General features: G+C 68.1%; 14 protein-coding genes and 1 tRNA gene. 6 read left to right on the plus strand and 9 right to left on the minus strand.

Translation table 11 applies throughout. The features are described 5' to 3' along the window. Positions 1–8 precede the first annotated feature (8 nt). The gene (locus tag E3T33_RS01005; protein WP_134574552.1) at positions 9–1,730 is read left to right on the plus strand and encodes a HAMP domain-containing sensor histidine kinase; all 1,722 of its coding nucleotides are present in this window, start codon (positions 9–11) and stop codon (positions 1,728–1,730) included. On the opposite strand, the gene E3T33_RS01010 is transcribed toward E3T33_RS01005, so the two are convergent. Beyond that, positions 1,727–2,650, minus strand: a complete 924-nt coding sequence (locus tag E3T33_RS01010; protein ID WP_092322184.1) for a glycerophosphodiester phosphodiesterase family protein — start codon at positions 2,648–2,650, stop codon at positions 1,727–1,729. The two genes, E3T33_RS01005 and E3T33_RS01010, sit on opposite strands and share 4 nt — an antisense overlap. A gap of 215 nt (positions 2,651–2,865) precedes the next feature. On the opposite strand from E3T33_RS01010, the gene E3T33_RS01015 reads away from it, so the two are divergent. After that, positions 2,866–3,156 carry a WXG100 family type VII secretion target gene (locus tag E3T33_RS01015; protein ID WP_092322186.1) on the plus strand — a complete coding sequence of 97 codons (291 nt, stop codon included), beginning with the start codon at positions 2,866–2,868 and terminating at the stop codon, positions 3,154–3,156. Between the two features lie 121 nt (positions 3,157–3,277). Here E3T33_RS01015 and groL read toward each other — a convergent pair whose 3' ends face one another. The 5 genes from groL to E3T33_RS01040 form a co-directional block, all read right to left on the minus strand. Then, a complete protein-coding gene (gene groL, locus E3T33_RS01020) occupies positions 3,278–4,897 on the minus strand; it encodes a chaperonin GroEL (RefSeq protein WP_092322187.1) in 1,620 nt (539 codons plus the stop codon). Positions 4,898–5,017: 120 nt separating this feature from the next. Continuing rightward, positions 5,018–6,067 carry a DUF3048 domain-containing protein gene (locus E3T33_RS01025; protein WP_092322189.1) on the minus strand — a complete coding sequence of 350 codons (1,050 nt, stop codon included), beginning with the start codon at positions 6,065–6,067 and terminating at the stop codon, positions 5,018–5,020. Positions 6,068–6,157: 90 nt separating this feature from the next. Continuing rightward, the gene (locus E3T33_RS01030) at positions 6,158–6,361 is read right to left on the minus strand and encodes a cold-shock protein (RefSeq protein ID WP_092322190.1); all 204 of its coding nucleotides are present in this window, start codon (positions 6,359–6,361) and stop codon (positions 6,158–6,160) included. A gap of 242 nt (positions 6,362–6,603) precedes the next feature. Then, positions 6,604–7,188 carry a LytR C-terminal domain-containing protein gene (locus tag E3T33_RS01035; protein ID WP_134574553.1) on the minus strand — a complete coding sequence of 195 codons (585 nt, stop codon included), beginning with the start codon at positions 7,186–7,188 and terminating at the stop codon, positions 6,604–6,606. Positions 7,189–7,210: 22 nt separating this feature from the next. Beyond that, the gene (locus E3T33_RS01040) at positions 7,211–7,507 is read right to left on the minus strand and encodes a DUF3263 domain-containing protein (RefSeq protein ID WP_092322454.1); all 297 of its coding nucleotides are present in this window, start codon (positions 7,505–7,507) and stop codon (positions 7,211–7,213) included. A 228-nt stretch (positions 7,508–7,735) separates the two neighbouring features. On the opposite strand from E3T33_RS01040, the gene msrB reads away from it, so the two are divergent. Then, entirely contained in the window at positions 7,736–8,137 is a 402-nt protein-coding gene (msrB, locus tag E3T33_RS01045) for a peptide-methionine (R)-S-oxide reductase MsrB (protein ID WP_092322194.1), read from the plus strand. 6 nt (positions 8,138–8,143) lie between these two features. Then, positions 8,144–8,692, plus strand: coding sequence for a nitroreductase family protein (locus tag E3T33_RS01050; protein ID WP_092322195.1), 549 nt, complete (start codon positions 8,144–8,146; stop codon positions 8,690–8,692). A 45-nt stretch (positions 8,693–8,737) separates the two neighbouring features. On the opposite strand, the gene E3T33_RS01055 is transcribed toward E3T33_RS01050, so the two are convergent. Both E3T33_RS01055 and E3T33_RS01060 read right to left on the minus strand, forming a co-directional pair. Further along, a tRNA-Thr gene (locus tag E3T33_RS01055) sits at positions 8,738–8,810 on the minus strand. A gap of 61 nt (positions 8,811–8,871) precedes the next feature. Next, entirely contained in the window at positions 8,872–9,792 is a 921-nt protein-coding gene (locus E3T33_RS01060; RefSeq protein ID WP_092322197.1) for a thioredoxin domain-containing protein, read from the minus strand. Positions 9,793–10,022: 230 nt separating this feature from the next. On the opposite strand from E3T33_RS01060, the gene ugpC reads away from it, so the two are divergent. Together ugpC and E3T33_RS01070 are read left to right on the plus strand one after the other, a co-directional pair. Then, positions 10,023–11,120 (plus strand): sn-glycerol-3-phosphate ABC transporter ATP-binding protein UgpC, encoded by a 1,098-nt coding sequence (gene ugpC / locus E3T33_RS01065; RefSeq protein ID WP_092322455.1) that lies wholly within the window; start codon positions 10,023–10,025, stop codon positions 11,118–11,120. Between the two features lie 124 nt (positions 11,121–11,244). Next, the gene (locus tag E3T33_RS01070; RefSeq protein WP_092322198.1) at positions 11,245–12,537 is read left to right on the plus strand and encodes a DUF4032 domain-containing protein; all 1,293 of its coding nucleotides are present in this window, start codon (positions 11,245–11,247) and stop codon (positions 12,535–12,537) included. A 99-nt stretch (positions 12,538–12,636) separates the two neighbouring features. Here the strand turns inward: E3T33_RS01070 and rlmB are convergent. Continuing rightward, a partial coding sequence (rlmB, locus tag E3T33_RS01075; protein ID WP_134574554.1) for a 23S rRNA (guanosine(2251)-2'-O)-methyltransferase RlmB occupies positions 12,637–13,530 on the minus strand: 894 nt, incomplete at its 5' end.

The following is a 13,530-nucleotide window of genomic DNA, read 5'->3' on the forward strand; positions in this document are numbered from 1 at the left end:
AGGGCCACATGCATGAGTCACTGACGGAGCGCTGGAGCCGTACCTCCCTTCGCTCCAAGATCACCGGCGTGACCGTGCTGATGCTGACCCTCGGGCTCCTCGTCTCCGGCATCGGCACGATGGCGATGCTCCGGCAGTACGTCATCCAGCAGGTCGACGCGCGCCTCCAGACCGAGGCGCAGACGGCGCTCAACGGCAACTCGGCGGCTTCCCTGACCGCGGGCAGCGCGGAGGGCGTGCCGTCCGACTACTTCGTCGCCCTGTACGACGAGAGCGGCACCCTCCGGGACCGCACCTGGCGGGACCGGCCCCGCCGGGACCTGCCCGTGGTCGACATGCCGCTCGATCTCCAGACCGTGACCCGGCTCGACGGCGAGATTCTGACGTTCCACAGCGCGAACCACGACACCGAGTTCCACGCCGTCGCGGTGCCGTTCGTGATCAGTCCCCAGGGCACCTACGGAACCCTGCTGATGGCCGTGTCGCTGAAGCCGACCGAGAATACCATGGCCACCTATCTCACCATCTTCCTCGGCTTCGGCGTGGGCGTCGTGCTCGTCGGCGCGCTACTGACCCGGCTGCTCGTGACGACCACCTTCGCGCCGTTGCGCGAGGTCGAGCGCACGGCGGCTGCGATCGCGGACGGCGATTTCAGCCAGCGTCTCGGCGGCGCCACCCCGAACACGGAAGTCGGCCGCCTGAACCGCTCGCTCAACACCATGCTCAACCGCATCGACCGGGCCTTCAAGGACCGCGCGCGCACCATCGACCAGATGCGCCGGTTCGTCGGTGACGCCAGCCATGAGCTGCGCACCCCGCTCGTCTCCGTTCGCGGCTACGCGGAGCTGTACCGGATGGGTGCGCTGCAGACGCCCGAGGACGTCGCGCAGGCGATGGAACGCATCGAGAAGGAAGCGATCCGGATGGGCGGCCTGGTCGAGGACCTCCTCGAGCTGGCCCGGCTGGATGAAACGAAGCCCCTGGACCTGGCCGAGGTCGACCTCATGCCCCTGGCCCGCGACGCGGCGCTCGACGCCATGGCGTCCTCCCCGGGCCGGCGGGTGACCGTCGTGTCGCGCCCGCCGAAGGAGGAGCTCCCCGACACCGCGGACATCCCCGCCGTCGACGCCGACCCGGCCGACACCGCTCGGCCCGTCAACGCGGCCGGAGCGCAGCCGGCCAACGGGGCTGCCCTCACCGGTCCCATCTCCTTCGCCGGCGCGACGCTCGCCCGGCTGCGCACGCGCAAGCCGCGCCGAACCGACCCCCCGGCCACGCAGACCGAGCCCGCGGCGCCGTCGGGCGCGGTCCCGGCCGTCGTGATGGCCGAGGAGAACAAGATCCGCCAGGTGATCACCAACCTGATGGGCAACGCCCTGCGCTTCAGTCAGCCGGACAGTCCGGTCGAGCTCGAGGTGTCCGTCGATCGGCGCAACCAGCGGGCGTCGATCGCGGTGGTCGACCACGGCGAGGGCATCCCCCCGCAGATTCGGGACAAGATCTTCCAGCGCTTCTGGCGCGCCGACACCTCTCGCGCCCGGGAAACCGGGGGCAGCGGCCTCGGCCTCGCCATTGTCGCGTCGATCGTGGCCAGCCACAACGGCACGGTCGAGGTCCTGGACACCCCGGGCGGCGGGGCAACTTTCCGGGTCTGGCTCCCCCTGGCCGGCTCGCCGAATGCGCCCCAGGGGATCACCCCGCCGAGTGCCCCCGAGGCGCGGTCGGATTAGCCTCGGGCGACCCCGTCGGCGAGGATGCGCTTCAGTGCGTCCGGCCGATTGGTGATCACGCCGTCGACGCCCAGGTCGATCGCACGCCTGATGTCAGCGTCGCTGTCGACCGTCCAGGTCAGGCACTCCATCCCGAGGCGGTGCACCTCGGCCACGTACGCGGCGTCGATGGAGTAGTGATACGGGTTGATCTGGTCGGCCCAGGTCGCCAGCTCGGGCAGTTGGGCGATCGTCGGCGTGCCGAGCAGCCCGACGGGGATGGTGGGCTCGAGCGACTTGAAGGCTTTCATCGAGCCGAAACTGAATGACTGCACGACGAGTCGCCCCGCGGCGACGGCCGACTGGACATAGCCGGGGAACGTGCTCATCTCAGCGGCCACCTCGGCCTCGATGCCGGGGTAGAGATCCGGCGCCTTGATCTCCAGGAGCATGCCGCCGCTGCCGTTGCGGATGGTCTGGATCGACTCGGAAAGGGTCGGGATCTTCTCACCGGCGAACTTCGGGTCCTTCCAGGAGCCGGCGTCGAGGCTGAGCATCTCGGCATAGGTGAATTCGCTGACTTTCCAGGGAGCGCGGTCGGGGAAGAGCTGCTCCACGTTCGTCGTCCGAGCCAGGTTGGTGTCGTGGATGACCACGAGTTCACCGTCCCTGGAGCGCTGCACGTCGAGCTCGGTGAGGTCCCCGCCGAGGGCGATTCCCTCCCGGAAGGAGAGAAGCGTGTTCTCGGGAAAGTAGGCGCTGGCACCTCGGTGAGCCGCGTTTACGACCGTGACGGACGCCGGGGCCTCGCTCGCGTGCGCGACAGCGGTCACGGGCACGGTCGCGCCGGCGGCGAGGGCGATACCCACGAACACACTCGCTGCCCTCGCGGACCGGCGTCCACTCGGACGGATCTGGCGGGTGGGGGTGAGAAGTCTCATGCGGTCTCCTTGGGGTTGGCGTTACGCCCTCAGGTTGTCGGGGGCGCACGACGCGCAGATGGCCCGAGGATGGCCGGGTCGTGGCCGCAGAGCGACCCTCGGGGGGCGCCCTCCCCACCGGCGGGCCCCCGGGGCGCCGTCCACAGTCCGGGCTCCCTCGATCGGGGCGGCAGTCGGCGGCACTACGGTCGCGTGCGAGCGGAAGGACGACGGACATGACGAGCTACCAGGTGGACAGCGAGGCCGTGCTGAGTACGACGGCCGCCGCGCGGGCGTCAATCGCCCGAATCCAGGCCGAGGTCGCCGGCCTGCTGGCGCAGTTGACCGGCCTCGAAGGGTCGTGGACGGGGCAGGCCGCAGCGGCCTTCCAGGGCGCCGTGGCCGATTGGCGAGCGACCCAGCGACACGTCGAGGAGAGTGCGGAGGGACTCAACCTGGCCCTGTCGCAGGCCGGCCGGCAGTATGCCGATGTCGAACAGGCAAACGCGCGCCTGTTCTCACGCTGACGTCACGGGCATCTGAGCGGGCGCCAGAGGCGGCGCAGGCGCACACGAGACACAACAATGGGCGCCTCCCGAAGGAGGCGCCCATCATCTGGAACTGCGGTGCTGTGGAACGGGTTGGGACTTAGAAGTCCATTCCGCCGCCCTGGTCGCCGGCCGGGGCCGGGTGCTTCTCGGGCTTGTCGGCGACAACGGCCTCGGTGGTGAGGAACAGTCCGGCAATCGACGCGGCGTTGAGCAGCGCGGAGCGGGTGACCTTCACCGGGTCATTGATGCCGGCGAGGAGCATGTCGACGTACTCACCGGTCGCGGCGTTGAGGCCCCAGCCGACGGGCAGGTTGCGCACCTTGTCAGCGACGACGCCCGGCTCGAGGCCGGCGTTGAGGGCGATCTGCTTGAGCGGCGCGTCGATGGCCACGCGCACGATGTTCGCACCCGTTGCCTCGTCACCCGTGAGGGAGAGCTTCTCGAAAGCGGTCTTGCCGGCCTGGATCAGCGCAACGCCACCACCGGCGACGATGCCCTCTTCAACGGCAGCCTTCGCGTTGCGGACGGCATCCTCGATGCGGTGCTTGCGCTCCTTGAGCTCAACCTCCGTCGCGGCGCCGGCCTTGATGACTGCAACGCCACCGGCGAGCTTCGCCAGGCGCTCCTGGAGCTTCTCGCGGTCGTAGTCGCTGTCGGTGTTCTCGATCTCGCTGCGGATCTGCTGCACGCGGCCGGCGATCGCCTCGACGTCTCCGCCACCCTCGACGATCGTGGTCTCGTCCTTGGTGATGACGATCTTGCGGGCGGTGCCGAGCAGGTCGAGGGTCACGTTCTCAAGCTTGAGTCCGACCTCCTCGGCGATGACCTGTCCACCGGTCAGGATCGCGATGTCCTGCAGCTGGGCCTTGCGGCGGTCACCGAAGCCCGGAGCCTTGACGGCGACGGACTTGAAGATGCCGCGGATCTTGTTCACAACGAGCGTGGCCAGGGCCTCGCCGTCGACGTCCTCGGCGATGATGAGGAGCTGCTTGCCGGTCTGGATGACCTTGTCAACGATCGGCAGCAGGTCCTTGATGTTCGAGACCTTGGAGTTGACGATCAGGATGTACGGGTCTTCGAAGACCGCTTCCTGACGGTCGGGGTCGGTCACGAAGTACGCCGACAGGAAGCCCTTGTCGAAGCGCATGCCCTCGGTGAGCTCGAGTTCGGTGCCGAGAGTGTTGGACTCTTCGACGGTGACAACGCCTTCCTTGCCGACCTTGTCGATCGCCTCGGCGATGATGGCGCCGATTTCAGCGTCACCGGCAGAGATGGAAGCCGTGGCCGCGATCTCTTCCTTGGTCTCGACCTCTTTGGCGTTCGCGATGAGCTCTTCGATGACGGCAGCAGTGGCCTTCTCGATGCCGCGCTTGAGGCTGATCGGGTCGGCGCCGGCTGCGACGTTGCGCAGGCCTTCGCGAACCAGCGCCTGAGCGAGGACGGTGGCGGTGGTGGTGCCGTCGCCGGCGACGTCATCCGTCTTCTTGGCGACCTCTTTGACGAGTTCCGCACCGATCTTCTCGTACGGGTCGTCGAGTTCGATCTCCTTGGCGATGGACACGCCGTCGTTGGTGATCGTGGGTGCGCCCCACTTCTTCTCCAGAACGACGTTGCGTCCGCGCGGGCCGAGGGTGACCTTGACCGTGTCGGCGAGGATGTTCAGGCCGCGCTCAAGGCCGCGACGGGCCTCTTCGTTGAAAGCAATGATCTTTGCCATAAGTGTTTCTCGTCCCTCCCGGACGTTCAAAAACGTGATGGGGTTAGCACTCATAAGGAGAGAGTGCCAAAGACGATTCTGGCACTCTGGTGCCGAGAGTGCAAGTGAACGGGCGGGGCGCTACGGCACCAGCTGGACGGAACCCTGCTTCGTCGGGACCAGCTCGATCCAGGTGTTGCCGGCGGCAAGCCGGATCGTCACGCCGTTACCGTCGACGAGACTGATCGGCGACGATGGGTATCGCTTGACCCAGGTGGCGCGCAGGCTCCGTCCGCCGGTCGAGACCCAGGCCTCTCCCGAACCGATCATGGTGGTCTTGGGGACGTCGCCGTAGCGCCGGTCGATGCCGACACGCATGACGACGACGTTGGTCGCCTTGAGCTGCGCGCCCTTGCTGTTGCGGTCCGGCGCGCCCTCCTGGGAGCGCAGGTAGTAATTCGCCTTGGCGTTCCAGGCCCAGGATGGCCAGCGTGCGGTGGAGAAGCGGGTCTGGATCGTGCGGATGGCCTTGCCGTCCACCACCGCTGACGACGACGCGGCGGTGGCCGCGTAGGCGAAGTGCTGCCTCGGCGGGGCCAGCTTGGGGTACCGGCCCACGAGCGTCCTGGCGTTCACCACGACATTGTGCGGGGACGACTTCGTGTCGATCCGGTAGAACAGTCCGCTGCGGTCGTAGTCGAAGACGGCGTTCACGACCGGGGTCGCCTCCATCGCCTTGACGAACTGCGGCTGGCCGCCGGAGTAGGCGACGATTCCGCCGAAGGGCGTAATGATGTCCGGATCCATCGGCCGGATCGAGCGCACCGGCCCGATCAGCTTCGGGATGTCCGAGTGCCAGACCCCGACGTAGCGGGTGATCCCGCCTTCGACGAGTTCCTCGAAGACGATGTCGGCGCTCTCGAGGCCGATCTGCGGCCTCGCCGCCTCGTGGTTGTCGATCTTCACCGCCAGCGACGGATGCGCCGCGCTCCCCGGAGGCACGGGTGTTCCGCGCAGCGGTGCGAGCACGGTCGCGGCCGGGGCCGTGTAGGTGGACACCCAGGCCTTCGCCGTCGAGGTCGGCTTGATGCTCGCGGTCGGCCGCGGTGCTTCGGCAGTGCAGGCGGCCAGAAGCAGGACCGGAATGACCGCGGCAACTATCCTCACGGTCACGCGTCGGCTGCGTTTCATCGCTTCACTGTTCTGATTCACCGTTTCACCCTAACGCCGCGCGGTGCTCCCGCGCGGCGTTGGGCGTGCAAGCCTCGAAACTGGTGCAGCTCAGGCCGGTCGAACCGACTCGGCCTGAGGGCCCTTCGCTCCGCTGCCAACCTCGAAGACGACCGCCTGGCCTTCTTCGAGGACTTTGTATCCGCTCATGTCAATGGCGGAATAGTGGACGAAGACGTCCTGCCCCCCGCCGTCAATGGTGATAAAGCCGAAGCCCTTCTCAGCGTTGAACCACTTTACGGTTCCGTGCGCCATGTGTTACTCCCCAGTGCTGTGATTGCGTCGGCACGGGCCCACTGGCCGCGCCGGGCCTTCCGCGGAAACTGCTTCGGTGCAGTGCCTGCGTCCACCATGGCCGTGCAACGGGTCCACCTCCACAGAGGCGAGCTGCACGGACAAAATGAGCGACCATGGCCGAGCGTAGCGAAGAGGCTCTGGAATAACAGGGGGTTGACAAATTGCCGGTCGATGGCTGAAAAGCAGGGCTGCCGGGCGCCCTATCCGGCCGGCGGAGAGTAGTCGTTGCCGACGACAACAGTGAGCTCGGCATCGGACTCCGCGAAGTCGTTCGCGAGCATTATTTCGGCCCCCGGCAGGGACTCTGCGACCCCCCGTGCCGCGCCCTCCAGGGCGGGGTCGGCGTAGTAGACGATCGTCTCGGCAACGTCGGAGGTGGCGGCGTCGCCGAGCGTCCCGACGGTCCACCCCTCGGAGCCGAGGACGTCTCCGACGGATCCGGCCAGACCCACCGTCAGGGTGCCGTTGAGCACGGTGACGGACAGGTTCGGGTCAACGGTCGGCTTCGGCGTGGGCGTCGCCGACGGCTCCGGCTTCGGCGTCGCGGTCGGGGTCGACGTGGCCGGGGCCGCAGTGGGCGCGAGTCCGGACGTGTCCGGCGCGAGGCGGTTGTTCAGGAACAGCAGACCCAGCGCTCCGATCGCGATCAGCACCACCGTGGCGGCCAGTGCCCACCAGAATGCCAGCCAGCCGCGACCCTTCTTGCCCGGGGCCCGGTGTGCGCCCACCCGGTCGAGAGCAGGCGGGTGGGCGTCGAAGCGGTCTTTCGGATAGGGCTGGGGCATTGTCAGTCTGGTTCGGTCTCGATCAGTCGGTGGGGAGTGCGGCGCGGCGCGCTCGCGCCTGTGCCCTGGCTTCGCGCATCCGATGCAGTCGCTTAACCAGCATGGGGTCGCGGGCGAGGGCCAGAGGTGAGTCGATGAGGGCACCCAACAACTGATAGTACCGTGCAGCCGAGAGACCGAATTCGGCCCGAATGGCCTGCTCCTTGGCGCCGGCGTGATTGCGCCACTGTCGTTCGAAGTCGAGGATCGCCACGTCCCGCGCGGACAGTGAGGCCGACTCCGGGCTGCCGTCGGCGGCCGGTTCGTGTGATTTCTCCATCGGCCACCTCTCCCTCGTCATCTCACCGGGCACGTGCCGCCCGCTTTCACCGACGCCGGCTACGGTCATCCTATTTGGGTGCGCCCGGTGCATGTCCGCCAACCGTACGCCGGTTCGAGTCTGTGGGAGTTCGCTGGACGCTGCCCGTGAAAGGAATGCCGGGGCGGCCGCGCGAGTTTAGGCTGATGGAGTGAGAACCGGGCGGCGCCCGGGAACGAAGGGACGCACATGGACCACGAAGTCAAGAAGTCTGAAGCCGAGTGGCGCGAGGAATTGGGGCCCGAGCGCTATGCGGTGCTCCGCGGGGCCGCGACGGAGCGCGCCTGGACGGGAGAACTGCTCGATGAGGCGCGCTCGGGCGTGTATACCTGTGGCGCCTGCAACGCCGAGTTGTTCAAGAGCGGCACCAAATTCGATTCCGGCTGCGGCTGGCCGAGTTTCTACGAGTCCGTGCGCCCCGAGGCGGTCGAGTTGATCGAGGACCGGACCCTGGGCACCGTGCGCACAGAGGTGCGTTGCGCCAACTGCGGCTCGCACCTGGGGCACGTCTTCGACGACGGCTTCGGCACGCCCACCGGAGACCGGTACTGCATGAATTCCATCGCGCTCAACTTCACGCCCGTCGAGTAGCCGGCGGTGTCGGCCGTTGCCGACGCGCTCGCGGCGCGCCGGTCGTACTCCAGGGTGACCCCGGATGCCCCCAGCCACGACGAACTGCTGCCTTTGGTAGCCGCCGTGGCACGTGTCGCCGACCACGGCGCGCTGAGGCCGTGGCGCCTGATCGAGGTGCGCGGAGACGCACGGCGGCGATTGGGCGATGCCCTGGTCGCGGCATCCGGCCACACGGCCGCCGAGGCGGCCACGACCGCTGCCAAACCGCTGCGCGCCGAACTCCTGATTGCCCTCGTGATCAGCCGCCGCGAGAGCGAGAAGGTCGCGGACTGGGAGCAGGATGCCGCGGCGGCCGGGGTCGCCCACGCACTGAGCCTGCTGCTGGCTGACGCCGGCTGGGGCGTGATGTGGCGCACCGGGCCCCACACGCGATCCGCGCCGGTTCGCCGCATGCACGAACTTGCCGACAACGAGGAGCTTCTCGGCTGGCTCTACGTGGGCGGCGTTCCGCCGGACGCCAAACCGGGGGTGCGCCTGCCCATCGATCCGGCCGAGTTCCTGACCGTTCTCTAGCGCCGAAACCCCTGGGCCGGGGCGGGCCTTAACGGGACTGTCCAGGGCCGGCCACGGGACTTGAACCCGTAACCCCCACTTTACAAGAGTGGTGCGCTACCAATTGCGCCAGGCCGGCATGAGGCCCGAGGGCCTCGAACACCCATCCTAAATCACAGAACCGAAAGGGCGGGCGCGTTCTACCCGGCCGGGGTCGTCGTCGGAGTGGGCGTCGGGGTGGACGTGGAGTACGTGGCGCCCGCCGACTGCAGCACGAACGCCGCGAATTCCTTGGGGTCCTTCAACGACCCGAGGTACTGCTTGCCGTTGACGAGCACGGTCGGCGTGCCGGTGACCTTGGGAATCGAGGCGTTGGGGATCGGGCCGGTCAGGGCCCGGTCGGTGGCGTCGAGAACCCAGGACTTGTACGTCAGGTCGTCGATGCACGTGTCGATCTTCGACAACGAGGACGTGACGCCCGAACTCCGCACGACCTGCTTGATTTGCTTGTCGGTGAGGCCCGCCGTGCCCTCCTCGGGCTGGTCGGCGAACAGGGCGGCGTTGAACGCGTAGAAGTCGTTGGGCGAGGAGTTCGCCACACAGGCAGCGGCATTGGCCGCGCGCAGGGAATACTGGGTACCGGCGGACTTGCTGGTCAGGATCGAAATGGGGTGGATCTCGACCGTCGCGGCCCCGGCCTCAACCCACTGGGCGATCTGGTCGCTGTTGTTCAGTTCGAACTCGCCGCAGTACGGGCAGAGGTAGTCGACGTAGACCCGGATGTCGGCCACGGTGCCGGTCGCGTCGGGCACCGAAGCGACGGGCTTCGCGTCGGGCTGGAGGGCGGGGGTCTTGACCGTGGTCAGCCCCTCGCCGATGAGCACGCCGTCGCTGGCCATGTTGGCCGGGCCCGGCCCGACCGGCCGGATGGAGTTGACGATGATCAGGGCGATGATGCCGACGATGGCGATGGCCGCCACGGCGATTCCACCCTGCAGGAAGACCCGGTTGCGACGATCCTTCTTCTTCTGTTCCTCGCGCAGCAGCGTGGCCTTTTTGCGGGCCGCGTCGCGTCGCTGATTCTTGGAAGGACGGCTGTCGCCTGGTCCGCCGTTAGTCATGAATAGTTGCTCCGAACGTGTGGATGCCCGCACTGTGTGTGCATAGCCCTCCACAGAGTAGAACGCGTGTCTGGGAAAACCCCAAACGGCGGCTGTACGCCCGCCGCGGGGCGAGGGCGGCTGCCATGCAATACTGGTCAGGATACCCGGCCCGCCTGGCGGGACAGGTGTCACATCCCACTCACAACGGATCGTCCGGCACGTTCCTGCCGGTGAAGGAGAAGAAAACCATGGCTTCGGTCACTTTTGACAAGGCAACCCGCCTCTACCCGGGTTCCACCCGCCCCGCTGTCGATCACCTCGACCTGGAGGTCGCTGACGGCGAGTTCCTCGTCCTCGTCGGCCCTTCCGGCTGCGGCAAGTCCACCTCGCTGCGTATGCTGGCCGGCCTCGAAGAGGTCAACGACGGCAACATCTTCATCGGCGAGCGCAACGTCACGGATGTCCCACCGAAAGACCGCGACATCGCCATGGTCTTCCAGAACTACGCCCTGTACCCGCACATGACCGTCGCCGAGAACATGGGCTTCGCGCTCAAGATCGCCGGCATCAACAAGGACGAGCGCGCCGCCCGCGTGCTCGAGGCCGCCAAGCTGCTCGACCTGGAGCCGTACCTCAGCCGCAAGCCCAAGGCTCTCTCCGGCGGTCAGCGCCAGCGCGTCGCCATGGGCCGCGCGATCGTGCGCCAGCCGCAGGTGTTCCTCATGGACGAGCCGCTGTCCAACCTCGACGCGAAGCTGCGCGTGCAGACCCGCACCCAGATCGCGTCCCTCCAGCGTCGCCTCGGCGTCACCACGGTCTACGTGACCCACGACCAGACCGAGGCGCTGACCATGGGCGACCGCATCGCGGTGCTCAAGGACGGCGTCCTCCAGCAGGTCGGCACGCCCCGAGACCTGTACGCGAAGCCGAACAACGTGTTCGTTGCCGGTTTCATCGGCAGCCCGGCCATGAACCTGTTCCTGGCCGACCGGGTCGACGGAGGCGTCAAGTTCGGCACCGCGACCGTCCCCGTGCAGCGCGACACCCTCGCTGGGGCGAGCGGCGACAAGGTGACCATCGGGGTCCGCCCGGAGGACATCCACCTGGCGACCGCGCAGGGCGAAGGACTCCAGGTTGAGGTCGACCTGGTCGAGGAGCTCGGCGCCGACGGCTACCTGTACGGTCATTCCACGGTCGAGGGCAAGCGCACCGACATCGTCGCCCGTGTCGACGGACGCTCGCACCCGAACGCCGGGGACACGGTCTACCTGACCCCGACGCCCAACCACCTCCACGTCTTCGACGCGGAATCCGGCCTGCGCCTCGGCGGAGCGGTTGCGGACTAGGTTCACGAAGTGACAACGGCCGGACGGGGCATTGCTCCGTCCGGCCTTGTCATTGCGGCGCTGATACGTTCCCCAACAGATTCATTCCTGCACAGATTCATTCCTGCACAGTGAGGCTCACTTCATGAGCGGTTCCCTCAACATCACGTCGGCCACCGCCGACCCCGCGCTTCTCGACCTGCCGTGGCAGCTCCCGCTTGACGCCTGGCCGAACGAGAACATCGCGGCACTGCCCAAGGGGATCTCGCGCCACCTGGTGCGCTTCGCCCACCTGAGCGGTCGCGTCGTGGCGATCAAGGAGACCACGAGCGAGATGGCCAAGCGGGAGTACGACATGCTGCGCACCCTCCAGACGCTGGAGATCCCCTGCGTCGAGCCCGTCGCCGTGATCACGAACCGGTCGGATGAGGACGGCGACCCGTTGAACTCAGTGCTCGTGACCCGGCACCTGAAGTTCTCGCTGCCCTACCGCGCCCTGTATTCCCAGACCCTGCGGCCCGACACCGCCACCCGCCTCGTTGACGCCCTCGCGGTGCTCCTCGTGCGCGTGCACATGGTCGGACTGTTCTGGGGCGACGTCTCCCTCTCCAACACCCTGTTCCGCCGCGACGCCGGGGCGTTCGCCGCCTACCTCGTCGACGCGGAGACGGGACAGCTCTACTCCGGCGGGCTCTCCAACGGGCAGCGCGAAAACGACCTGGAAATCGCCCGGGTGAATATCGCCGGCGAACTGATGGACCTCGAGGCCGGCGGCCGGGTGGCGGACGAGCTCGACCCGATCCGGGTCAGCAACGGCATCGTCGCGGCGTACCGGCTGCTCTGGAAGGAGCTGACCGGCTCCGAGTCGTTCGCGAGCTCCGAGCGGTGGCGCATCCGCGAACGCGTCGAACGTCTCAACAACCTCGGCTTCGACATCGACGAGCTCGCCATCAAGACGGATAACACGGGCACGACGGTGCGCATCCAGCCGAAGGTCGTCGACGCCGGGCACCACCAGCGCAGGTTGCTGCGCCTGACCGGGCTCGACGCGGAGGAGAACCAGGCCAGGCGCCTGCTCAACGACCTCGACTCCTACCGGGCCGCGTACGCCCAGCCGGACTCCGACGAGGAGATGATGGCCCACGAGTGGCTCGTGCGCGTCTTCGAGCCGGTCGTGCGCGCGATCCCCCGCGAGCTCAAGGGCAAACTCGAACCGGCCGAGGTCTTCCACCAACTGCTCGACCACCGCTGGTTCATGGCCCAGAACCAGTCGCGGGAGATCCCGCTGGCCGAAGCGGTGACCTCGTACGTGCAGGACGTGCTGCGCCACCGCCGGGACGAGGCGACCGTGATCGAGCCGCCGACGGGGTCGATCACGCTGCCGATCTCACTGCCCACCGACGCCGACGCCGAGCCCGACTGGCGCCTGAAGGTCTAACCCCCGTCTAACACCCCCCGCGAAACCGCAGTCGTGCGCGTTATGAGGCACTCATAACGCGCACGACTGCGGTTTCGCGGGGGTGGGGGGTGGGGCGGGTTACTTCGCCAGCTTGGCGGCGGCCTTCGCGGCCTTGGCTGCGGCGCGGAGGCGGGAGATTTCGTAGAGGGTCACTCCGGCGGCGATCCCGGCGTTCAGCGACTCGGTCGCCGCCTGGATCGGGATCGACACGATGGCATCGCAGGTCTCGGTGACGAGGCGGGACAGGCCCTTGCCCTCGCTGCCGACGACGACGACGATCGGACGTTCGGCGTAGCCGAGGCCGAGCTCGGGCAGCATGACGTCGCCGCCGCCGTCGAGGCCGATGACGAGAACGCCCTGCTCCTTGAGCGCCTTGAGCGTCTGGGTGAGGTTCGGGGCCATCGCGACCGGGGTGCGGGCGGCCGCGCCGGCCGAGGTCTTCCAGGCCGAGGCCGTGACACCGACCGAGCGGCGCTGCGGCACGATCACGCCGTGCCCGCCGAAGGCCGCCGTCGAGCGGATGATCGCGCCGAGGTTGCGCGGGTCGGTGATGCCGTCGAGGGCCACGAACAGCGGCTTGTGGCCCCGGCTGATGGTGAGCTCGAGCAGCTCCATCGGGTGCGCGTACTCGTAGGCGGGGACCTTGAGGGCGAGGCCCTGGTGCACCGAGTCACGGCCGGCGAGGCGGTCGAGCTCCGGGCGCATCACTTCGAGGATCGGGATGTTGCGCTGGTTGGCGAGGGTGAGGATCTCCTTGACCCGGTCATCCATCTCGATGCGGGTCGCGATGTAGAGCGTCGAGGCGGGGATCTTCGCCCGAAGCGCCTCGAGCACGGAGTTACGGCCGGTGACGATCTCGTGCTCGTCGACCTGCTTCGCCTTGCGCGTGGACGTTCCGCCGCCGCCGCTGCCCGCGGTTCCACGGGAGGCCCCGCGCGCGGCACCCTTGGCCGCGGCCGGGCGGGCGCGCCC

The organism is Cryobacterium sp. TMT1-2-1 (assembly GCF_004403955.1).
Lineage (GTDB): Bacteria > Actinomycetota > Actinomycetes > Actinomycetales > Microbacteriaceae > Cryobacterium > Cryobacterium psychrotolerans.

Coding starts and splice junctions, on each gene's coding strand:
- E3T33_RS01005 (WP_134574552.1), top strand. CDS start 9: ATGCATGAGTCACTGACGGAGCGCTGGAGCCGTACCTCCCTTCGCTCC.
- E3T33_RS01010 (WP_092322184.1), bottom strand. CDS start 2,650: ATGAGACTTCTCACCCCCACCCGCCAGATCCGTCCGAGTGGACGCCGG.
- E3T33_RS01015 (WP_092322186.1), top strand. CDS start 2,866: ATGACGAGCTACCAGGTGGACAGCGAGGCCGTGCTGAGTACGACGGCC.
- groL (WP_092322187.1), bottom strand. CDS start 4,897: ATGGCAAAGATCATTGCTTTCAACGAAGAGGCCCGTCGCGGCCTTGAG.
- E3T33_RS01025 (WP_092322189.1), bottom strand. CDS start 6,067: ATGAAACGCAGCCGACGCGTGACCGTGAGGATAGTTGCCGCGGTCATT.
- E3T33_RS01030 (WP_092322190.1), bottom strand. CDS start 6,361: ATGGCGCACGGAACCGTAAAGTGGTTCAACGCTGAGAAGGGCTTCGGC.
- E3T33_RS01035 (WP_134574553.1), bottom strand. CDS start 7,188: ATGCCCCAGCCCTATCCGAAAGACCGCTTCGACGCCCACCCGCCTGCT.
- E3T33_RS01040 (WP_092322454.1), bottom strand. CDS start 7,507: ATGGAGAAATCACACGAACCGGCCGCCGACGGCAGCCCGGAGTCGGCC.
- msrB (WP_092322194.1), top strand. CDS start 7,736: ATGGACCACGAAGTCAAGAAGTCTGAAGCCGAGTGGCGCGAGGAATTG.
- E3T33_RS01060 (WP_092322197.1), bottom strand. CDS start 9,792: ATGACTAACGGCGGACCAGGCGACAGCCGTCCTTCCAAGAATCAGCGA.
- ugpC (WP_092322455.1), top strand. CDS start 10,023: ATGGCTTCGGTCACTTTTGACAAGGCAACCCGCCTCTACCCGGGTTCC.
- E3T33_RS01070 (WP_092322198.1), top strand. CDS start 11,245: ATGAGCGGTTCCCTCAACATCACGTCGGCCACCGCCGACCCCGCGCTT.